20 protein-coding genes and 2 pseudogenes are annotated in these 20,687 nt (G+C 69.4%); 11 read left to right on the forward strand and 11 right to left on the reverse strand.

What is annotated here, in order from left to right; translation table 11 throughout:
• The first annotated feature begins 335 nt into the window (after nt 1-335).
• Complete coding sequence (locus E1295_RS19060) at nt 336-1,238, forward strand: ROK family protein (RefSeq protein WP_132631680.1); 903 nt, start codon at nt 336-338, stop codon at nt 1,236-1,238.
• A 523-nt stretch (nt 1,239-1,761) separates the two neighbouring features.
• Here E1295_RS19060 and E1295_RS48775 read toward each other — a convergent pair.
• From E1295_RS48775 to purN, 3 genes are all read right to left on the reverse strand, one after another.
• Nucleotides 1,762-1,938 carry a hypothetical protein gene (locus tag E1295_RS48775; protein ID WP_166427301.1) on the reverse strand — a complete coding sequence of 59 codons (177 nt, stop codon included), beginning with the start codon at nt 1,936-1,938 and terminating at the stop codon, nt 1,762-1,764.
• 118 nt (nt 1,939-2,056) lie between these two features.
• Nucleotides 2,057-3,598: a bifunctional phosphoribosylaminoimidazolecarboxamide formyltransferase/IMP cyclohydrolase gene (gene purH, locus E1295_RS19065; protein WP_132631681.1), complete on the reverse strand. Its 1,542-nt coding sequence runs from the start codon at nt 3,596-3,598 to the stop codon at nt 2,057-2,059.
• On the reverse strand, nt 3,595-4,224 hold the full coding sequence (gene purN, locus E1295_RS19070; protein ID WP_220448790.1) for a phosphoribosylglycinamide formyltransferase: 630 nt from the start codon (nt 4,222-4,224) through the stop codon (nt 3,595-3,597). The genes purH and purN overlap by 4 nt, the downstream gene beginning before the upstream one ends.
• 76 nt (nt 4,225-4,300) lie before the next feature.
• Between purN and E1295_RS19075 the strand changes: the two genes are divergently transcribed.
• The gene (locus E1295_RS19075) at nt 4,301-4,720 is read left to right on the forward strand and encodes a hypothetical protein (protein WP_246064189.1); all 420 of its coding nucleotides are present in this window, start codon (nt 4,301-4,303) and stop codon (nt 4,718-4,720) included.
• A gap of 134 nt (nt 4,721-4,854) precedes the next feature.
• Here the strand turns inward: E1295_RS19075 and E1295_RS19080 are convergent, their stop codons facing one another.
• The 3 genes from E1295_RS19080 to sucC form a co-directional block, all read right to left on the reverse strand.
• On the reverse strand, nt 4,855-6,492 hold the full coding sequence (locus tag E1295_RS19080) for a cell division protein PerM (protein ID WP_132631683.1): 1,638 nt from the start codon (nt 6,490-6,492) through the stop codon (nt 4,855-4,857).
• Nucleotides 6,493-6,988: 496 nt separating this feature from the next.
• Nucleotides 6,989-7,864, reverse strand: a complete 876-nt coding sequence (sucD, locus tag E1295_RS19085) for a succinate--CoA ligase subunit alpha (RefSeq protein WP_132631684.1) — start codon at nt 7,862-7,864, stop codon at nt 6,989-6,991.
• Nucleotides 7,865-7,867: 3 nt separating this feature from the next.
• Nucleotides 7,868-9,049 carry an ADP-forming succinate--CoA ligase subunit beta gene (gene sucC / locus E1295_RS19090; protein WP_132631717.1) on the reverse strand — a complete coding sequence of 394 codons (1,182 nt, stop codon included), beginning with the start codon at nt 9,047-9,049 and terminating at the stop codon, nt 7,868-7,870.
• A gap of 662 nt (nt 9,050-9,711) precedes the next feature.
• On the opposite strand from sucC, the gene E1295_RS19095 reads away from it, so the two are divergent.
• The gene (locus E1295_RS19095) at nt 9,712-10,584 is read left to right on the forward strand and encodes a hypothetical protein (RefSeq protein ID WP_132631685.1); all 873 of its coding nucleotides are present in this window, start codon (nt 9,712-9,714) and stop codon (nt 10,582-10,584) included.
• Nucleotides 10,585-11,162: 578 nt separating this feature from the next.
• Here the strand turns inward: E1295_RS19095 and E1295_RS52475 are convergent.
• Both E1295_RS52475 and E1295_RS52480 read right to left on the reverse strand, forming a co-directional pair.
• Nucleotides 11,163-11,423, reverse strand: coding sequence for a helix-turn-helix domain-containing protein (locus E1295_RS52475; RefSeq protein ID WP_425465352.1), 261 nt, complete (start codon nt 11,421-11,423; stop codon nt 11,163-11,165).
• Between the two features lie 23 nt (nt 11,424-11,446).
• Nucleotides 11,447-11,515, reverse strand: a pseudogene (locus E1295_RS52480) (hypothetical protein); the annotation flags it as partial.
• Nucleotides 11,516-12,185: 670 nt separating this feature from the next.
• On the opposite strand from E1295_RS52480, the gene E1295_RS19110 reads away from it, so the two are divergent.
• The 3 genes from E1295_RS19110 (at nt 12,186) to E1295_RS19120 (ending at nt 15,453) form a co-directional block, all read left to right on the forward strand.
• Complete coding sequence (locus tag E1295_RS19110; protein ID WP_132631686.1) at nt 12,186-12,830, forward strand: suppressor of fused domain protein; 645 nt, start codon at nt 12,186-12,188, stop codon at nt 12,828-12,830.
• 518 nt (nt 12,831-13,348) lie between these two features.
• Nucleotides 13,349-14,812 (forward strand): glutamate-cysteine ligase family protein, encoded by a 1,464-nt coding sequence (locus E1295_RS19115; protein WP_132631687.1) that lies wholly within the window; start codon nt 13,349-13,351, stop codon nt 14,810-14,812.
• The gene (locus tag E1295_RS19120) at nt 14,809-15,453 is read left to right on the forward strand and encodes a neutral zinc metallopeptidase (RefSeq protein WP_246080136.1); all 645 of its coding nucleotides are present in this window, start codon (nt 14,809-14,811) and stop codon (nt 15,451-15,453) included. The genes E1295_RS19115 and E1295_RS19120 overlap by 4 nt, the downstream gene beginning before the upstream one ends.
• Nucleotides 15,454-15,554: 101 nt before the next feature.
• Here the strand turns inward: E1295_RS19120 and E1295_RS51895 are convergent, their stop codons facing one another.
• Entirely contained in the window at nt 15,555-16,280 is a 726-nt protein-coding gene (locus E1295_RS51895; protein ID WP_132631688.1) for a GbsR/MarR family transcriptional regulator, read from the reverse strand.
• Nucleotides 16,281-16,481: 201 nt separating this feature from the next.
• Between E1295_RS51895 and E1295_RS19130 the strand changes: the two genes are divergently transcribed.
• Nucleotides 16,482-17,303: a class I SAM-dependent methyltransferase gene (locus E1295_RS19130; RefSeq protein ID WP_166427302.1), complete on the forward strand. Its 822-nt coding sequence runs from the start codon at nt 16,482-16,484 to the stop codon at nt 17,301-17,303.
• Between the two features lie 6 nt (nt 17,304-17,309).
• Here the strand turns inward: E1295_RS19130 and E1295_RS51010 are convergent.
• Nucleotides 17,310-17,890, reverse strand: a pseudogene (locus E1295_RS51010) (IS5 family transposase); the annotation flags it as partial.
• A 173-nt stretch (nt 17,891-18,063) separates the two neighbouring features.
• On the opposite strand from E1295_RS51010, the gene E1295_RS19140 reads away from it, so the two are divergent.
• From E1295_RS19140 to E1295_RS19155, 4 genes are all read left to right on the forward strand, one after another.
• Entirely contained in the window at nt 18,064-18,321 is a 258-nt protein-coding gene (locus E1295_RS19140; RefSeq protein WP_132631690.1) for a WhiB family transcriptional regulator, read from the forward strand.
• Between the two features lie 26 nt (nt 18,322-18,347).
• Nucleotides 18,348-19,052 (forward strand): CPBP family intramembrane glutamic endopeptidase, encoded by a 705-nt coding sequence (locus E1295_RS19145; RefSeq protein WP_132631691.1) that lies wholly within the window; start codon nt 18,348-18,350, stop codon nt 19,050-19,052.
• Nucleotides 19,053-19,314: 262 nt separating this feature from the next.
• Nucleotides 19,315-19,539, forward strand: coding sequence for a type II toxin-antitoxin system VapB family antitoxin (locus tag E1295_RS19150; protein ID WP_132631692.1), 225 nt, complete (start codon nt 19,315-19,317; stop codon nt 19,537-19,539).
• Nucleotides 19,539-19,949, forward strand: a complete 411-nt coding sequence (locus tag E1295_RS19155) for a PIN domain nuclease (RefSeq protein ID WP_201761323.1) — start codon at nt 19,539-19,541, stop codon at nt 19,947-19,949. Before E1295_RS19150 ends, E1295_RS19155 begins: the two co-directional genes overlap by 1 nt.
• A 16-nt stretch (nt 19,950-19,965) precedes the next feature.
• Here E1295_RS19155 and E1295_RS19160 read toward each other — a convergent pair whose 3' ends face one another.
• Nucleotides 19,966-20,685, reverse strand: a complete 720-nt coding sequence (locus tag E1295_RS19160) for a PIG-L deacetylase family protein (RefSeq protein ID WP_132631694.1) — start codon at nt 20,683-20,685, stop codon at nt 19,966-19,968.
• Between the last annotated feature and the right edge of the window lie 2 nt (nt 20,686-20,687).

The raw sequence follows: 20,687 nt of genomic DNA on the forward strand, positions 1-20,687 counted from the left end.
GTAGTCAGCGTCAGATGTATATAAGAGACAGCCATGGGTCTGGACCCGGCCTCGCACCTGGTGCCCGATACGGTTTCACTCTCACCTTTGGAAACATCCGCAACCATGCCCCCGAGAGCGACTGCGAGGCGGTTTATGGGAGGATCCGCCCTGGAGGAGCAACAATCGCATCGGATGTCCCATGCATCGCCTCAAGATCCATACCTCTTGGGGGCGGCGCAGCGGCAGGCGTTCGCGCGGTGGCTCGACGACCTACGTGCCAAGAAGGTGAAGCTCGTTCCCGGCTTTGAGCATCCTGGCGACCCCCGCCAGCCCGACAACCATCACAAACATTGATGACCTGCGTACTCGCCATCGACATCGGAGGAACCAAGCTCGCCGCCGCGCTGGTGGACGAGACGGGTTCGATCCTGCGATCCGCCACCCGGCCCACACCGCGTGCGGACGTCATGAACGCGCTGGCGGCTCTCGTCGCGGAGGTGACCACGGGTGGCCCGCCGCCCGTGGCCGCCGGCATCGGTTGCGCGGGCCCCATCGACCTCGCCACCGGAACCGTGAGCCCGGTCAACATGCCGAGCTGGCGGGAGTTCCCGCTGCGCGAGGAAGTACGCAGGCTGACCGGTCTGCCCACCATGCTGGCGGGCGACGCGCAGTGCTTCGCCCTCGGGGAGCACTGGCTGGGCGCAGGTCAGGGCAGCGACGCGCTGCTCGGCATCGTGGTCTCCACGGGCATCGGCGGCGGTCTGGTGATCAATGGCTCGCCCCTGCTCGGCCCTACGGGTAACGCCGGGCATGTGGGGCACATGTCCGTGGATCCGAACGGTGAGCGTTGCGAGTGCGGCGGCCTGGGGTGCGTGGAGCGCTACTCCAGCGGGCCCAACCTGGTCCGCTGGGCCGTCGATAACGGCTGGAAAGGCGAGCCGGCCGACGCCCGCACTCTGGCCGAGAACGCGGCGGCGGGCGACGCGGTCGCGCTGGCGGCGTTCGAGCGCGGGGCCAGGGCGCTGGCGGGGATGATCGCCTCGGTGACGGCTGCGACCGAAACCACGAAGGTGGTGGTCGGTGGTGGCGTGTCGATGGCGGGCAAGGTGCTGTTCGAGCCTCTGGCACGGGCGCTCGACGACGTCGCGGGCCTCGCCTTCGTCAGGGCCGTCCGGGTCGTGCCCTCCGTACTGGGGGTCCGGGCTTCTCTGGCGGGGGCGGCCAAGCTCGCGCTGGACCATTCACCATCGTCATAGTGCGACGGGCGGCACCACCATAGTGCGATGGGCGGCACCACCGCCGCCCGTCCCGCACGGCCCGCCGTTCCCACCGCTCCGCTTTCGGTGCGTCCGTACCGCTCCTCCTTCGATGCGTCCGTCCCGCGCGGCCGGTCACGCTCGCGCCCGTGTCGGCCGGACGAGCGCGCCTCCGTGCGGCCGTCACTTCATGTATGACCGTGACTTCTTGCGTAGCCGTCACTTCTTGCATGGCTGTGACTTCTTGCGCGGCCGTCGCTGTCCTGCGGTCGTCCAACCGACCGTGCTCCCGGCGGTCGTCCAACCGACCGTGCTCCCGGCGGTACCCGCCGTGCGAGGCTCACCGCCGCACGTTCTTCGCCGCAGCCGGTACGCCGTGACGCGCCCCGGCCCCTGGTGCGCGGTTTGGCCGGGATGTCGCGGCGGGGCGGCTCTCGTACCAGGAGGACTCAGGGTGGGGTCTGCGAGCGGGGTGGAAGCGTGCGGACCTGGGCCGACGCGCCGGGGTGGGAAGCGGGGACCCTTACTCGGGCTCGGTCAGCCGGGCCTCGCGGCGTTCGATGATGCGGCGGGTGAACGGGATGACCTCAACGACGCGGGTGCCCAGATAGGCACCGATGAAGGCGAGCACCAGGAGGACGAACGGGCTGGTGGCGAGGCCGTTCATGGTGACGAAGGCCTGGAGGATCGCGTCAAGCAAGACAGACTCCGGGGAACGAGCGAACTGGAGAAGGCATCAGGTTAACCGGAGACACGGGATGCTCGCCGCAAAACAGCCAAAGGGCGACATGATCGGTCATGTCGCCCTTTGGGGATGATCAGTGGAAGAAGTGGCGCGTGCCGGTGAAGTAGAGGGTGATGCCCGCCTTCTCGGCCGCGTCGATGACCTCCTGGTCGCGGATGGAGCCGCCGGGTTCGACGATCGCTCGTACGCCCGCCTCGATCAGCACCTGCGGACCGTCGGGGAACGGGAAGAACGCGTCGGAGGCCGCCACAGAGCCGGCGGCGCGCTCACCCGCCCTGCTGACCGCCAACCGGCAGGAGTCGACCCGGTTGACCTGGCCCATGCCGACGCCCACGGTCGCTCCGTCGGCGGCGAGCAGGATGGCGTTCGACTTGACCGAGCGGCAGGCCCGCCAGGCGAACTCCAGGTCGGCCAGCTGCTCGGGCGTGGCCGGCGTACCGGTCTTGAGCTCCCACTGGGCGGCCGAGTCGCCGGGCGCGTCCACCTTGTCGACCGACTGCACCAGCAGGCCGCCGTCGATCTCGCGCAGTTCGGTACGCCGTGACGGGCCCTGCTCGCACACCAGCAGGCGCAGGCTCTTCTTGACGCGCAGCGTCTCCAGCGCCTCGGCGGTGTAGGAGGGGGCGATGACGACCTCGGTGAAGACGTCGGCGATCTGGCCGGCCAGTTCGGCCGTGACCTCACGGTTGACGGCGATCACCCCGCCGTAGGCGGACACGGGGTCGCACGCGTGCGCCTTGCGGTGTGCCTCGGCCGCGTCGGAGCCGACCGCGATGCCGCACGGGTTCTGGTGCTTGATGATGGCCACGCAGGGCTCGGAGACGTCCCACGCGGCCCGCCAGGCGGCGTCGGAGTCGAGGTAGTTGTTGTAGGACATCTCCTTGCCGTGCAGTTGCTCGGCGTTGGCGAGACCGCCCGTGCCGCCCGTGTAGAGCGCGGCGCCCTGGTGCGGGTTCTCGCCGTAGCGCAGGGTGGCCTTGCGCTGGTAGGTGCCGCCGGTGAACGACGGGAAATCACCCTCCTCGCCGTACGTGCCGGCGAACCAGTTGGCCACGGCCACGTCGTACGAGGCCGTGTGGGCGTAGGCGATGCCGGCCAGGCGCCGGCGCTCGGCCAGCGTGAAGCCGCCCTCGGCCACGGCGGTGAGCACGTCGCCGTAGGAGCCGGGGTCGACCACGACGGCGCAGGTGTTGTGGTTCTTGGCCGCGCCACGGATCATGGCGGGCCCGCCGATGTCGATCTGCTCGACGCACTCCTCGGCGGACGCCCCCGAGGCCACCGTCTCCTGGAACGGATAGAGGTTGACCACCACGAGCTGGAACGGGTCGATCTCCAGCTCCTCCAGCTGGGTCACGTGGTGCGGCTTGGTGACGTCGGCCAGCAGCCCGGCGTGCACGCGCGGGTGCAGGGTCTTGACCCGTCCGTCGAGACACTCGGGGAACCCGGTCAGCTGCTCCACCTTCGTCACCGGGATCCCGAAGGACGAGATCGCGGCGGCCGTGCCCCCGGTCGAGACGATCTCCACACCGGCGTCGTCGAGGGCTCTCGCCAGCTCTTCGAGCCCGGACTTGTCGTAAACAGCGATCAACGCGCGCCGGATGGCGATGCGAGTCACGTGGATTCCCCTCCTGTGTGGTTGCCGATGCGGACGCTGCGTCCGCTGACCGTCCAGCCCTCGCGAGCCATCCGGCCGACGATCTCGACGAGCAGGCGGCGCTCGACGGTCTTGATGCGCTCGTGCAGTACGGCGTCGTCGTCGTCGGGGAGCACGGGGACCGCCTCCTGGGCGACGATCGGCCCGGTGTCGACGCCCTCGTCGGCCAGCATGACCGTGCAGCCGGTCACTTTGACCCCGTGGGCCAGCGCGTCGCGCACGCCGTGGGCACCGGGGAACGACGGCAGGAGCGCGGGATGGGTGTTGAGCAGAGGTGCCGCCTGGAGGGTGGGCTTGCCGAGAATTTTCATGAAACCCGCCGACACGACCAGGTCAGGCGCGTACGAGGAGATCCTGGCCGCGACGGCCATATCCCATTCCGCCCGTGTCGCGTAATCGCTCACTTTTTCCACAAAAGTCGGGATTCCTGCCTTCGAGGCCCTGACCAGCCCCTCTATCCCCTCCCTGTCGGCGCCGACCGCTACCACGCGAGCGCCGTAGGACGGGTCGGCAGAAGCGTCCAGCAGGGCCTGTAGGTTGGTTCCAGAGCCGGAGACGAGGACGACGAGCCGCCCAACCTTAGACACGCACACTCTCCCAAGTGGTTACAGGGTGGGGCTGTCAGAGTATCTGTTCCTCGCCCGGCGACGCAGAGGAGGTCAGGTGTCGACACCGGTGAAGGCACCGGCAGGCCAGCAGCCCGCTGAATCGGCGGGCCGCCGAGCGATCTGGTTGTCCATCGCAGCGCTGGCCATGACGTTCATGTTGCCGCTCGCAGGCCTGGTCATGGCGTTGTTCGCGCTCATGGCCGGCATCAAGGCGCTGCCGCTGCTCAAGGGCGAAGGCAAACCCACCGGTGTCGTCGTGGGTGGCATCACCGTCTCTGCGATCGCGCTGGCGCTGTCCACGATGGCCTCCGGGATGCAGCTCTACCTCATGGACGAATACTCCGCCTACCAGGAGTGCATGAAGGGCGCGGGGACGGTGTCGTCCCAGGGTGAGTGCTTCACGCAGTTCAGGGAGGCGGCGCAGCGCAAGCTCCCGGCCGACGTGCTCGAACTGCTCGGCGCCATGCAGCCGTAGCCGTCCTGCGCTTCAAGGGCTTCCGTACGAACCGGACGGGCCTCGCGGTGCCGTCGTCGGCTACGCCACGCGCGAACAACCGTGCGGCGATCAGCCTCCACGTCCAGCCGTGCGGGCCCGCGGCGCGTGGCCGGTCAGTCGCGGTCCCACGCGTAGGGGTCGACGTAGATGACGTGGCCGCCCCGGTCGTCCGACTCGTCGACGATGTCCTTGCGCGGCGGGCGGGCGCCCCCCTGCCTCGGCTCCGGCGCGCGTGAACGGGACTGGGCCAGCGTCTCGGCCGCCGCCGACGCGTGCTCGTCCTGCCAGTCGTCCCTGATGACGGGGATCTCCTGGGTGTCGGCCTCCGTCGCGTCCATCCAGTGGCCGGGCAGCGGGCGCGGGTCCGACTCGGCGAGCCCCACCTTGCTGGCCGCCTTGGCCAGCGCCGCACCTGCCCTGCGCACGGGAGCGGCCGCCTTGTCCAGCGGCGTACGGGCACGTTTGTTGAGCAGCAGCACGTTGGTCACGCCGGCGGAGATGCCCGCGGCCACGCCCACCTCGAGTGCCACCGACAGCGCCACCTCCCAGGGGGACGGCCCGACCGTGGCCAGCCTGCCCCCGCCGATCGGCCCACCGGACAGCGCCGCCAGCACGCCGGCCACGACACCCGTCGACACCCCGCTGAGGAACCCCCACAGGGGCGCCGCCTCATAGGACGGCGACGGCGAGATCCTGGCCACCATCACGCCCGCCACCGCCCCGGCCGCGAACGGCAGCGCGACCACCGCCATCATCCACGCGGGCACGGTGCCGCTGTCCGGCAGCACCCCCAGCAGCGGCAGGCTCGGCACGGTGCCGAGCTGCACCCCGGTGGGCGCGACCAGGGTGTCGGCGCCGATCGCGAACCCCGGCCCCGCGATGTAGGACAGCGCCCAGACGACGGCGTTGAGCGCGTAGAGCAGTTGCAGCAGCACCAGCAGCACCCCGCCCACGAACCCGGGCGAGAGCACGCTGGACAGCTCCTTGATCTGCCCGAAGTTCAGCACGATGGCGACGAGCAGGAGCGCGAGCCCGGCAACGAACAGCACCGCCGTGGCGACGGCCGTACCGACGGTCAGCGCGCGCACCCGCTCGGGCAGCAGCCGCAACATCACCCGCCAGGGCCCGATCATCCGGGCCGTGGCCAGCGAACCCGCCAGGAACGCCAGCACGAAGTGGCTGAGCAGCGTCTCGCCCAGGAACGGCTGCGTGATCTCGTTACGCGCGACGAGCGCGATCAGCCCGGCGAGCAGCGCGTAAGGGGCCGCCAGCGACACCCCCGCCTGCACCACCAGCACCAGCTGGGCCCGCCGCCGGGCGCTCGCCTGCGCCTTGGGGCTGTTCTTCGGCAGCCGGGCGGGCAGGCGCAGCCGCAGGTCGGCGTCACGGGCCATCCACCGCGCCGCGCGGTAGAGCAGCACGGCGGGCAGCAGCATCAACCCCAGCGGCAGCAGGCCGACCCGCCCGCCGGGGATCGCGAACCCGGCGTGGTGCGCGGCCAGCCAGAGCTGCGCCGCCGTACGGAACACACCGGGCAACCCCGCCCCCAGCGTCCCGCTCGGGGCCGCGATCCAGCCGACGAGGGTGAGTGTGGTGAGCGCCGCCAGCCCGACGCCGAGCGTGGCGGCGGCCGCCAGCATCCCCGACACGGGCAGCGGCCGCCTGGTCTCGTCATCGTCGCTCGAGACCCCTGGCAGTCGGCCGAGCACCGACCGGGGGGCGGCACGTAGCTGGTCGAGAATCGCCGTCACAGTAGGCGATTTTCTCAAGCTTTCCCGACCAGCGCTTGGTTGACGCGCCGCCCGTCCCTACTTTGTGCCCGCCGCCCCGCTTCGCCGCCGCCCGCGCCACGTCATTTCGCTTCGCAACCGTCCATCGCGCGGCGTCCCCCGCCTACGCCACCTCACTCCGCTTCGCAACCCGTCCATCGCGCGGCGTCCCCCACCTACGCCACCTCATTTCGCTTCGCGACCGTCCGTCGCGCGACGTCCCGCCGCGCGACGCCTGACCTCGCCCATCCCGTACGGCACCGCCACCCTCCCCCCACCCGCCGACCGTGCCCGGGGTCTGTCCAGGGAGACGCCTCTGAACCGGTCAGTGGCGCGCCACCGTTACGGCGCCCCGCCGGCCGTGTTCCGTGGTCGAGGTGTGCCCGGGACCTGGCCACGTACCGGAACCCGTGCGCACAGGACGGCAACGCGAAGCCCCGCACGGAAACCCGTGCGGGGCTGTCAGGGGAGGCGGCGCTCAGCGAGCCTGCATGATCTCGCGCATCAGGCGGGCCGTCTCGGAGGGGGTCTTGCCGACGCGGACGCCGACCTTCTCCAGGGCCTCCTTCTTCGCCTGGGCGGTGCCGGCCGAGCCGGACACGATGGCGCCCGCGTGGCCCATCGTCTTGCCCTCGGGTGCGGTGAACCCGGCGACGTACGCCACGACCGGCTTGCTGACGTGCTGCTCGATGTAGGCGGCGGCCCGCTCCTCGGCGTCGCCCCCGATCTCGCCGATCATCACGATCGCGTCGGTGGCGGGGTCTTCCTGGAACGCCTGGAGTGCGTCGATGTGGGTGGTGCCGATGACCGGGTCTCCGCCGATGCCCACGGCGGTGGAGAAGCCGAAGTCGCGCAGTTCGTACATCAGCTGGTAGGTCAGCGTGCCGGACTTCGAGACCAGGCCGATGCGGCCGGCGGTGGTGATGTCGGCGGGGATGATGCCGGCGTTGGAGGCGCCGGGAGAGGCGATGCCCGGGCAGTTGGGACCGATGATGCGGGTCTTGTTGCCCTTGGCCACCGCGTAGGCCCAGAACTCGGTCGAGTCGTGCACCGGCACGCCCTCGGTGATCACGACGCAGAGCGGCATCTCGGCGTCGATGGCCTCCTTGACCGCGTCCTTGGTGAACGCCGGCGGGACGAACACGACGGACACGTCGGCGCCGGTCTGCTCCATCGCCTCCTTGACCGTGCCGAACACGGGCAGGCCCTCGTGCGTGGTGCCCGCCTTACGGGCGTTGACGCCGCCGACCACGCGGGCGCCTGAGGCGAGCATGCGGCGGGTGTGCTTGGTGCCCTCGCCGCCCGTCATGCCCTGAACGATGATCTTGCTGTTGTCAGTCAACCAGATGGCCATGGGTCACACACCTGCCGCAGCGAGCTCGGCGGCCCGCTTGGCCGCGTCGTCCATCGTGTCTACCAGCTCGACCCGCGGGAGCGCGGCGTCGGCGAGGATCTGCCGCCCGAGCTGGGCGTTGTTGCCGTCGAGGCGGACCACCAGCGGGTGGGTCACGGCCTCGCCACGGCTTTCCAGCAGCTTGAACGCCGAGACGATGCCGTTGGCGACGGCGTCGCAGGCGGTGATGCCGCCGAAGACGTTCACGAAGATCGACTTGACGCTCGGGTCGGAGAGAATGATCTCCAGGCCCGCCGCCATGACCTCGGCCGAGGCGCCGCCGCCGATGTCGAGGAAGTTGGCGGGCGACGGCTTGCCGGGGAACTGCTCGCCCGCGTAGGCCACCACGTCGAGCGTGGACATGACCAGGCCGGCGCCGTTGCCGATGATGCCGACGTCGCCGTCGAGCTTGACGTAGTTGAGGTCCTTCTCCTTGGCCTTGGCCTCGAGCGGGTCCTCGGCCGCCTTGTCGGCGAGCCCCTCGTGGTCGGGCTGGCGGAACACGGCGTTGTCGTCGAGGGTGACCTTGCCGTCGAGGGCCTTCACCTGGCCGTCGGCCGACAGGATCATCGGGTTGACCTCGACGAGGGTGGCGTCCTCGTCGACGAAGCAGCACCACAGCTTCTCGATGAGCTCGGCGGCGCCGTCGAGCGCCTTGTCCGGCAGGCCGCCGGCCACCGCGATCTCGCGGGCCTTGGCGCGGTCGATGCCGGTCAGTGCCGAGACCGGCACCTTGGCGACCTTCTCCGGCGCGGTGTGGGCGACCTCTTCGATGTCCATGCCGCCGGCGGCGGAGCAGATCGCGAGAAAGGTGCGGTTGGCGCGGTCGAGCAGGAAGGAGAAGTAGTATTCCTCCGCGATCGCGCTGGCCTCCTCCACGAGCACTTTGTGGACCGTGTGGCCCTTGATGTCCATGCCCAGGATGGCGGTGGCCTTCTCGACGGCGTCGGCGGCGTCGGCCGCCACTTTCACGCCGCCGGCCTTGCCACGGCCACCGGTCTTGACCTGAGCCTTGACGACAACGCGGCCTGTCAGCTCCTCGGCCGCCGACCGCACCTCCTCCACGGTGTGGGCGACGATGCCGCGTGGCACCGGGATGCCGTAGTCAGCGAAGAGTTCCTTCGCCTGATGTTCGAACAGGTCCACGAGGGGTCCGTCCTCTTCCCATGTGTCGCTCACCCTCCTCACTCGCTCCGTGGAGTGCCTTTTGCGCCGGCCCTCCACTCCGCTCGCTACGTCGGGTTCGCTCCTTGCTTATCCGACTGAATGTTCGACGCTTGTCCGACTGATGTTCGGCGGCCCGCGCACCTGCACTTACGGTCGCATCCACTGCGCCGCTCGTTGGCATCGTGCCTTGCCCTCTCACGGCGAGCTCCAGCGCTCAGGGTGCGTGCCGGGCGTTTCCGCCAGTGAAGCCTAGCCCGAAGCTTGACCTGACCAGGTCATCGGGTGGGGGTTCTCGCGCTATGTGACGGTGATCTCACTTCTCCACGACGGCACCTGCACGAATTTTGCACCGATTCGATGGCATACGCCCTAGTTCTCGATATACGGTCGTGATCTTCGATTGGCAGGATCTCCTTCTCTTCCTTTTGGAACCAGAGGAAACTCGTATGAATGGATTTGTCGCGAGCCCGGCGGTGACCAGGGCCGCGCCCGCGGGGGGGCATGCGGGGTCCTTGAGGAAGACCTGTACCACGCACTGAACTCGCTCGGCGGCATTCCGTAATGTCCGGCCCGCCGGGCCGCTCCACAAGGCCGGACATCTGCCTTGACTTCCACATCACGACTTGACGAAGGAAATCCGCATGAGGCGAATCCTTACCGGCGTGGCGTTAGCCACGACCGCCGCACTGGTGACCGCCACCCCGGCGATGGCCGCCCCCAAGGACCCCGTGGCGGCCATCAAGAAGCGGATGGCCCCCGGCAAGGGGGTGAGCTTCACCGAGCGTACGACGATCAGCCAGGGCGGCAAGCGCGAGGTGTTCCTCCGGCGCAGCGGCACCCTGCAGTTCAGCAAGAGGGGCATCGCCGCCTCCGACATCACCTCCAAGATCAACATCACGTCCAAGGACCTGGGCGAGGTGCCGGACGACGAGTTCGGCGAGATCCTCAAGGCAATCGCCAAGCCTGAGCGCACGATCAGGGTCGGCACCACGTCCTACCTCTCCGGCAACATGTGGACGACCGTGTTGCCCGAGGGCAAGACCTGGATGAAGATGCCGAAGGGCCCGGCCGGCGGCATCACCAGCGCGTTCGGCCAGGTCATCAACCTCGGCGAGCACTCCACGCTCAAGACCCTGTTCAAGGGCGCCAAGGCCACCAGCTACGGTTACACGGGCACGATCAAGCTGGGCGCACTGCGGAAGGTCTCGCCCTCGCTGCGCGCCGCTTCGCTCAGCGTGCCGGACGCCAAGGCGCTGAAGAGCCCGCTCAAGTGGAGGCTCACCGTGAACGCGGCCGGCCTGCCGACACGCCTCGTGACGACGTCCTCGACCGCGGCGTACGGCCTCGGCAGCATGGGCTCCGTGACCGTGGACACGCGATACACCGGCTGGGGCAAGGCCGTGTCGATCAAGGCGCCGCCGGCGAAGGACGTCGCGTCCTCGTTGGAGGAGAGCCGGGAGGACATCTCCCGCCTGACCGAGATCCCCCTCGGCGCATACGCCGTCACCGGCTGACCTGCTGACCGTCCGCGCCTCTCCCGCCCGCCCAGGACGGGAGAGGCGCGTACCGGGCGCGACAGGCACCACCGGACGTGGCAATCACCGGACGTGACCATCACCACCGGACGGGACAGGCACCCTCGGGCCAGGACAGGCACCACCGGACGTGACCATCACCACGGGCAGTACAGGCACCACCGGACAGGGCAGGCATCACCCACGGGACGGGAACGACCGGGCGGGACGGGCGCGGCCGCGCGGGAGAGGGGCGGCCGGGCTCAGCCCAGTCTGGACTCCCGGAGTGCCGCCCATTCAAGCGAGTGCCTGATGCCCTCGTCGATGGAGTGGCGGGCCTGCCGGTCCAGCAGGCGGCGGGCCCCGGTCGCTGCGCGTGTAGGCGCCGGGCACGACCAGCGCACCGGCACCTGTCCGATCTTCGGCAGGCGCAGCTTCCCGCCCGCCGTGACCGATCACCGGGAGTTCTTGGTGAACCGGATCGCCTGCCGCCGGTCGGGACCGGAACCGGGGCGGGGAGACCTTCGGCCCCTTACGCTTGCCGGACAGGGAGGCGAAGAAGGTGCGGTAGGCGGTGTTCAAATCGGCCAGCGCCTGCTGCAGCACCACCGCCGACACCCCGGAAAGCCAGGCCCGCTGCGAGGTCTGCTTCGCCTGCGTGATGACCCGCCTGGACAGCTCAGCGTCCGAGACGTACGGCGTCCCTGCTCGCGAGCCTCCCGCCGTGCGCGCAGCTCGTCGTTGAACACCGTGCGCGCACATCCGAACGCCCGCGCCAGCGCTTGACGCTGACCAGCGGTCGGGTAGAGGCGGAAGTGCTGAAAAACATCCGCTCGCAGCCGTTGCGGAGCAGGTGGTCGACGAGTTCGAGGCTCTTGGCGACGTTCGCGCGGTAATAGCCGACGGGGTCGGCCACAGAATCCGGCACCACGATGCGCGCCGCGAGTGAACGACAGCCTCAATATCCGGATTCTCGGCGAATATCTTGTCAATCAGTGGGCCATCGCCGATATCTCCCTCATACAAGACCCGCCCCTGCGCGAACTCCCCGCGCCCCGTCATCAGGCTGTCCAGAATCACGGGGCGTGATGCCGGCGTCCAGGCACGCCGACGCGACCGTGCTGCCGATATAACCCGCCCCGCCAGTAATCAGTACACGCATCTCAGCACCCTGGCCTCGCTGGTGCGGGCTTTAAGACCGCCATCCTCAGCCTCGCTCGTGCGGGCGTTGCGACCCCCATCCTTTACGGCTGCGCCCCGGTGAGGCCACCCGCCGCACGTCGGCTGAGGACCTTCCAGGGCAACGCTTTCTGACCCTTCAGTGGCGCGCCGCCGCAACGGCGCGCCCTGTGGGCCGTGGTCCGTGGTCATGCGCCGGCCCGTGGAAACGTGCTCGATCGACGTGCCCGCCGTTCACAAGCTCCTGCCCGCCGTTCCTCGCGATCGACGACGTCGCCTGGCCCGAGGGGCCCGCACCCGGCCTGTGGCGGCACGGTGCCTGTCGGTATGTGGAGCGGGCCAGATCTCAGCGGCGGCCGTCCGCCCCGGCCGGGCGCCCTTACCGCGCGCATGTCCCCGGACAGGACGCTAATGTGCGGTCGATGATCGAAACCGCGCAACCGACGAACGGCTGGGACGCCATCAACGCCGCGCTCCGTGAGCACTACGGCCGCGACAGCCGCTGGCCTGACTGGGCGACGCAGCGCCCGTACAACCTGGGCGGGCCTGACCCGCTGGACGCCATCCGCAACTACGACCACGATGAGCCGCGCCCTCACTGGCACATGGTCGGCTGCGGCCTGTCGGAGTTGTACGACAAGACCAGCGACATTCCGGATTTGTCGGGTTGGGGCATCGAGTTCAGCCTGCGCGTGGCCAGGGACACCGAAGACGCCGGCCCCCCGATATGGGCGGCCGTCCTGCTCCAGCAACTGGCCCGCTACGTGATCGCCGAGCGCCCGTTCGCCCCCGGACACACCATCCACGTCGCCTCCGGCATCTTCAACGACCGTCCGGGCCAGGCCGAGAACACCCCCACCGAACTCGCGGCCCTCGCCTTCGCCGTCGACCCCGACCTGGGCACCATCGAAACCCCGAACGGCAGCGTGACGTTCCTGCAGATCGCCGCGCTGACGGAGGCGGAGTACGCCGCTGCCCGGGGCGGCAACGCCCTGACGGTCCTCAGCCGGATCGAGCAGGACGTACCGCTCCACATCGTCGACCGCACCCGCCGGAGCACGCTGTAACGTCTCCGGGACGGCACCCATACGGCGACCGGCCCCCTGGACGCCCCGCACCCGGCTCGACACCCCCACTGGGCGCCCGGGCACTCCCAACTCGGGCGCTCAGGGGCGCGGGCACTCCGCTTCGGGGGCTGAGGCACGGTGACAACTCCCTGATCGGGCGCTCAAGCACGGCGAGACTCCCTGTTCAAGGCGCTCGGGCATTTCCCGCTCAAGCGCTCGGAGACGGGTGGCACCTCCGCTGGGGCGCTGGGGCGCTGGACACTCCGCCACCGCACTTCCCGCTCGGCACCACTTCGCGCTCGGGCACGGCGGTACTCGGGTACACCGGGTGCCGGGGCGCTTTAGCGGTCGGGCAGCTTCCCGCCGGACGCCTCCATCGGACGTTTCCTGTGGACGTTTCCGGTGGTGAGTGGTGGTTGTGCGGGTGGGTTGTGGTGGGGTTCATTCCGGGCTCTGTGCGGGGTAAAGACTGGGCTGCGCTCTGGTTTTGGCGGCGTGGGCGTGCGACATTTCGTGGTATGGGGAGGGACGTTCCAGTCGTCGTCTTCAGCCGGGACGACCGCCGGAAATATCGGGAAAAGGTGCGGCGGTGTCTCGACGTCTTCGCCCAGATGTTGCGCGAGTCCCGTTTCGACTTCGAACGCCCGCTCGCCGGCCTGGAGATCGAGCTCAACATCGTGGACGCCCACGGTGAGGCCGCCATGCGCAACGCCCAGGTGCTCGACGCCATCGAGCGGCCGGACTGGGCGACGGAGCTGGGCCAGTTCAACATCGAGATCAACATCGATCCCCAGGACCTGGGCGGGGACGGCGCGCTCCGCCTGGAGAACGACGTCAGGGCCCGGCTCAACCACGCCGAGGAGCGCGCCCGTTCGCAGGACGCCCACCTGGTCCTGATCGGCATCCTGCCCACGCTGCGCGAGCAGGACATCGGCGAGGGCACGCTCTCGGCGAACCCCCGCTACCGCCTGCTCAACGAGCAGATCTTCGCGGCCCGTGGCGAGGACCTGCACCTGGCCATCGACGGCGTCGAACGCCTCGACACGCACGCGGACAGCATCACGCCCGAGGCCGCCTGCACCAGCGTGCAGCTCCATCTCCAGGTCAGCCCCGAGGCGTTCGCCGCCCATTGGAACGCGGCCCAGATCATCGCCGCTCCTCAGGTCGCGGTGGCGGCCAACTCGCCGTACCTGTTCGGCAAGGAGTTGCACCGCGAGACCAGGATGGCGCTGTTCGAGCAGGCCACGGACACGCGGCCGGCGGAGCTGAAGACGCAGGGCGTACGGCCGAGGGTCTGGTTCGGCGAGCGGTGGATCACGAGCGTGTTCGACCTGTTCGAGGAGAACGTCAGTTACTTCCCCGCCCTGCTGCCGCTCTGCGAGAGCGAGGACCCGCGCGCGGAGCTCGAACAGGGCCGCGTGCCGGAACTGCACGAGCTCACCCTGCACAACGGCACGATCTACCGCTGGAACCGGCCGGTGTACGCGGTGGTGAACGGGGTCCCGCACCTGCGCATCGAGAACAGGGTGCTGCCCGCCGGGCCCTCCGTGGCCGACGTCGCCGCCAACGCCGCCTTCTACTACGGGTTGATGCGCGTCCTGCCGTACGCCGAGCGGCCGCTCTGGAGCCGGATGTCGTTCCAGGCGGCGGCCGACAACCTCGCCGCCGCGGCCCGGCACGGGCTGGACGCGCGCCTGTACTGGCCGGGGGTGGGCGAGGTGCCCGCGGCCGAGCTGATCCTGCGCCGCCTGCTGCCCCTGGCGCGTGAAGGACTGGCCGAGTGGGGCGTGGACGACCCGGTCGCCGACCGGCTGCTCGGCATCATCGAGGGACGCTGCGTCTCCGGCCGTACGGGGGCGAGCTGGCAGGTGGAGCGCGTGAACGCGCACGGCGGCGACCGGCACGAGGCGCTGCGTGCCATGACGCTGGCGTACATCGAGCGCATGCACTGCAACGAACCCGTGCACACTTGGGATGCGTGAAGTCCGTGAAACGAGCTCTGCTCCTCGTCCTGGTCCTGCTGGCCGGCGCGTGCGGCATCATGCGGCCGACGTCGATGGACACCGAGGGCGCCGACTCCTTCGAGGAGGACGTCCGCACCGCGTACACGTTGTCGGAGGCGTTCTGGAAACAGCAGTTCGAGCAGTTAGGCGAGAACTACCGGCCGCTGACCGACGTCGTCCCCTACTCGGGGCGCTCCGGCCCGGCCTGCGGCAACGAATCCGCGGTCCCGAACAACGCCTTCTACTGCCCGATCGGCCACTTCATCGCCTATGACCGGGACTGGATGGAGATGTTGTGGACGGAGATGGGCGACGGATCGGTGTACGTCATCATCCCGCATGAGATCGGGCACGCCGTGCAGGCGCAGCTCCGGACCGGTTTCCAGTTCAACGTGCAGGTGGAGCTCCAGGCCGACTGCTACGCGGGCGGCACCCTGTCGGCCCTGGTGCGCTCGGGCGCGTTGCGGGCGGAGGAGGGCGACGAGGAGGAGCTGCTCTACAGCCTGGAGGCGGCCGGCGACCCCACGGACGACTGGCTCGACCCCTCGGCGCACGGCACGGCGGAGCAACGTCAGGCGTCGTTCGCGGCGGGATACCGGGACGGGGTGAGCGCCTGCTGATGTCGTACGGGCCCGACCGGTGGTGTTGCCCGGCGGCATCCCCGGACGTGGCCGTGCGGCTTTCCGGGACGGCGAGGGCTCACTCGCCCCACTGGTGGTTCTCACGTTCGAGGGCCAGGCCGGGGGCCACCCTGAGCGCGTGGGAGCAGGTTCCCCGGGGTGCGCCGAGCCGTGAAAACCTGGCGCCAGCGTTCGGCCGCCTCGTTCATGTCGGCGCCGACGCATTCGAAGTAGCGGCCCACCTCGTCCAGGCGGCGCCCGGCCGGAGTGCCGCCGAACAGCGCGGCCCCGCGCCGGGCCGAGCCTGCCCAGACCTCGCAGACCTGCGTCACTCCTAAGCACGCCTCGTACCAGACGCCATCGTCGGTGCTGTAGAGCTCGCGCTGCCCCGACTTCTCGCGCCTGAGCAGCCGGATGCCTTCCAGATAGGTGACCGCCTTGGACACCGACGCCGGGCTGACCTGGAGGCGGTGAACCAGTTCGGCGGCGGTCAGCGCGCCGTGCTCGCTGGTGAGCAGGCCGGCCAGCACTCTGGCGGGCATCCGTGGCAGGCCGGTCCGCACCATCATCGCGGCGAACTCCTCCTCGAAGGCGCGGACGGTGGCGGGCTCGGGCACGGTCTTCCTGACCCGGCGGGCGCGTTCCCCGGTCGCCCTCTGCGCGGGGTCTGCGCGATAGCCGTCGGGACCGCCGTTGCGGCCGACCTCGCGGCTGATCGTCGAGGTCGGCCGCGCCAGCCGCCTGGCGATCTCCGCGTAACCGAGCCCCTCGGCCAGTCCGTCGGCGATCCGCCGCCGCTCCTCATGGGTCAGCCGGGTTCCTGGCATGCGCGCTCCCGTCGTTCCTCATTGCAACATTAGCCGTCTTTACGCCCGCAGGATACCCTACAGTCATTGCAACGAATCAGTCGTATTACCAGCGTAAATAAGCATCGCAGTAGCACCTTCGCTTGACGTAAGGTGAAACACAACACTGTTTCACGCGGCCGAAAACATCGGTCGCGCGCACGGATGACGAAGGATCACACCATGGCAACCGTTCTCCCGGCCTTAACACCAGTGGAAGAGACCCTGTACGTGACGCTGGCCGGCAGGGCGCTCGACAGCCGCTCCCGCTTTTCCATCCTCGGCGACACCCTGTCCGACGAGATCGCCCTGGAGATCGGCTACAACCCGGACGACATCGTGGTGCCGCGCGCCAAGGCGGCGGACGTGGCGATGCGGTCCAAGATGCTGGACGACGTGGTGCGCGGGTTCATCGCCCGGAATCCAGACGCGGTAGTGCTGGACCTGGGCGCCGGGCTGGACACGAGGGTCGTCCGCGTCGCCCCTCCGGAGACCGTGGACTGGTACGACGTCGACCTGCCCGGGGTCGTGAAGGTACGTGAGCAGGTCCTACCGCACCGCGCGAACGTGCACGCCGTCGCCGCCGACGTGACCGATCCGGGATGGCTCGACCCGCTCCCCCGCGACCGGGCCGCCGTCATCGTCTGCGACGGGCTGCTCCCCTTCCTCACCGAGGCCGAGTTCACGGCCCTGCTCAACCGGTTGACCGGCCACTTCCCCCGCGGAGAGGTGGCGTTCAACAACTACCCGCGCTACGCCGTACGGATTCTCAAGCGGATGCGCAGCACCCGGGCCCTCGGCGCCCTGGTGCGCCACGGCGGCTTCGATGACCCGCACGAGCCCGAGCGCTGGGACCCCGATCTGGAACTGGTCGAAGAGATGCTGGCCGCCCGGCTCCCCGCACCGCCGGGGACGCCGATGGTCTACCGCCTGACCAACCGGCTCATCGGTCTCAGCCCGGCGCTGGCCAGGAAGTTCACCGCGATCGACCGTTACCGGTTCTAACAACTCCTAACGAAGGTGGAGGTTGATCAGTCGGCGCCAGCAGATGATGCCGCAGGCGAGGCTGAGGAAGGCTTCGTGGATGTCGTCGCGGATCTCCCAGCAGATGCGCAGTCGTCGGAACCAGTGCAGTGGTGCGAAGCTCTGCTCCACGACCCAGCGGTGCACGCCCAGGCCGGAGCCGTGTGCGGTTCCGCGGCGGGCGATGATCGGGGTGATCCCGGCTGCTCGGACCTGCTTGTGATACTTGTCGTGGTCGTAGCCGCGGTCGGCGTGGAGCGTGTCGGGACGTTGCCGGGGTCACCCCTCGCCGGCGGCGTACCGGCGGGACGGCCTGGATCAGAGGCAGGAGCTGGGTGACGTCGTTGCGGTTACCGCCGGTCAGGATGACGGCCAGCGGGAGTGCGCTTCGGTGATCAGATGGTGCTTGGAGCCTGCTCGGGCACGGTCGACCGGGCTCGGTCCAGTTTTGGGCCGCCTTTGAGCGTTCGGATGTGGGAGCCGTTCATCACCGCCTTCGACCAGTCCAGCGCCCCGGCGGCGTGCAGTTCGGCCAGCCAGGATGGTCGGCTCGCCGGCGCACTACCGGCAGTAACGGCACGATCCACGGAGGCTGTTGCCCCTTCCTCACGCTGTGATCAACAGCGGAGATGATCTTGATTCCAAGATCCTTTTTGTTAGGAGTTCTGAATCCCAGGGATGTATGCGCGCGTCAACCGAGAGGATGATGTGTCTGATCATGTCCACGCTCTACCGTTGACCCATGTCACTGGAGGAGATCGGCTGGCTGCGCAGGGGCGCGTGCAAGTTCAGCGACCCTGACCTCTTCTTCCCTCTCGCCCCCACCCCGTTGCAGGAGGCGCGGGCCAAAGCGGTCTGCGCCGGCTGCCAGGTCATCGAGGAATGCCGTTCCTACGCGCTGAGCGCGGGCGAGGCGGAGGGCATCTGGGGCGGCCTCACGCCGGAGGAACGCCGCCGCACCCGCTTTCCCGCGGGCTGGCGCCGTCCCGCCGCGTCGTGACCGCGCGGGCGACGTAGCCTGCAGGGGTGCTGCTTCGCTCGATCGCGATCCTCGCCGCCGCCAACATCATGAATAACAAGATCGCCCCCAGGCTGGGCCCGCTGACGTCCGCCGCGGCGACGGCCGCCCTGGTGGCGATGGCCCGCAGGTCGGGTCTGTCGTGGAAGGAGCTCGGCTTCGAGCACGGCCGCCGCGGCGCGATCGCGGGCGGCGCCCTGGCCGCGGGGGTGGCCGCCGTCTATACGGCCGGCATCTCGATGCCGCGCACCAGGCCGCTCTTCCACGACGACCGCGCCCTGTCGCTCTCGCGCGCCCGTGCCTGGGAGGAGGCCCTGATCCAGGTTCCCTTCGGCACGGTCCTGCTGGAGGAGGTGGGCTTCAGAGGCGCGCTCCACGCGATGCTGCGCCGGCGGCACGGCGCGGTCGCCGCCACCGGGGTCTCCTCTGCCCTGTTCGGCCTCTGGCACATCCTCCCGGCCATCGACATGGCCCGCGCCAACCCCGCGCTCGGCGCCCTGGTCGCCGACGAAGCCCCCGGGCGCCTCGACACTGCCCGCGTGGTGGCGGGCAGCGTGGTGTCCACGGCGGCGGCGGGCGTGCTGTTCTGCGAGCTACGCCGCCGGGGCGGCCTGCTGACCCCCGTGATGCTGCATCTGGCCACCAACTCCTTCGGCTACCTCTTCGCCCGCCTCGCCGCCAAGCGAAAGCCAAGCCCTCCCGCCTCAGTCTGAGATTTCCCGCTCACCCCGTTTTGACCACGTACGGTGACCGCCTCTGGAGTCCCGCGGCAGATCATCTACCCGTCCGGGAATGAAGGTTCTCCACCCGAGAGTGAAGATCCCTCCGGCGCCTTCTGGATCGTTCCACAAAACCCCTACCTCGATGCTCTAACGTCTGCGAGGCGCCCTTCCCGGGAAATCGCTCCTCCTCGGGAAGGGCGTATATCAAGATCGCATGTTCTGATATACGCTGGAGGTACGGAGGTGGTGTTGCATGCGTACAGTGATCGACATCGACAAGGAGCTCCTGGAGGAGGCCCAGCAGAAGCTAGGGACGCCGACCATGAAGGAGACGGTCCACATCGCACTGCAGGTGGTCATCGACAGAGACGCGGAGAGGGCCAGCGCAATAGAGGCCTTCGAGTTCTGGCGCACGGAGGGGAGCCCGGATCTGCTCGACCCGGAGATCATGAAGAATGCGTGGCGACGGCAGGACTGATGTATCTGCTGGACAAGAGCGCGCTGGCGCGCATCCGCACCAGCGACGCGGTCGCGAAGGCGCTCCATCCGCTCTACGCGGCTCGGGCCGTGGCGACCTGCAGCATCATCGATCTCGAAGTGCTCTATAGCGCCCGCGACATCGCCCACTACCAACGCATCCTTCAGGCCCAGCGCGAGTGCGTGCTGCTCCCGATGGACCAGGAGGTGCAGGCACGGGCCCTGGACGTGCAGAAACAGCTCGTAGCGATCTCTCAGCACCGCGGCATCGGACCGAACGATCTACTGATCGCCGCCTGTGCCGAGGTGCACGGGGCGACGGTCCTGCACTACGACCGCGACTTCGACGTCATCTCCGAGGTCACGGGGCAGCCCGCGCTCTGGGTGGTGCCGCCCGGATCGGTGCCGTAGCACCGCGAGGCGGAGGTCAGGCCGTCGAGACGACCTGGAAGCCCTCCGCGTAGCGGCCCTCGCCGAAGCCGGCCTCCTCGCCCCAGGCCGCGAAACGGCTCCTGACGAAGTCGGCGAAGCCCTCCACGTGGGCGACCTGGCTCACATGTGACTGCAAGGCCGCGAGCTTGCGGTCCATGGCGCTGGTGACGTCCACCCAGTGGTCGGGTGCGGGGCCGCCGATCAGCCACACCTCGCGCACGGTCCACGCCTCCAGGCCCTCGTCCCGCGCCAGTTCGGGGAAGGCGTAGGGGTTGCGGGCGTCGGGGTAGACGGCGTCGAGGGCGGCGCCGCCCACCGCGCGATGGTCAGGATGGCTGGGCGCGACGAACGCGTAGTTGCGGTCGGGGTGGTGGGTGATGACCAGGTCGGGCCTGACCTGGCGGATCACCCGGGCGATGTCGCGCCGAAGCTCCAGCGACGGCACCACCCGCCCGTCCGGATGACCGAGGAACCGCAGATCCGTGACACCGACCGCCTTGGCCGCGGCCCGCTGCTCGGTCCTGCGCAGCTCGGCCATGCCCGAGTTGTCCAAGGTGCGTTCGTTGCCGCCCGCGTCACCGTCGGTGACCAGCAGGTAGGTGACCTCCACACCCCGGTCGGCGAGCAGCGCCACGCTCCCGGCCGCGCCGAAATCGGCGTCGTCCGGATGGGCGGTCACGACAAGAACCCGGTTGATCTCGCTGTCCGGCAGCATGC

Source organism: Nonomuraea mesophila (assembly GCF_004352805.1).
Taxonomy (GTDB): Bacteria; Actinomycetota; Actinomycetes; order Streptosporangiales; family Streptosporangiaceae; genus Nonomuraea; species Nonomuraea longispora.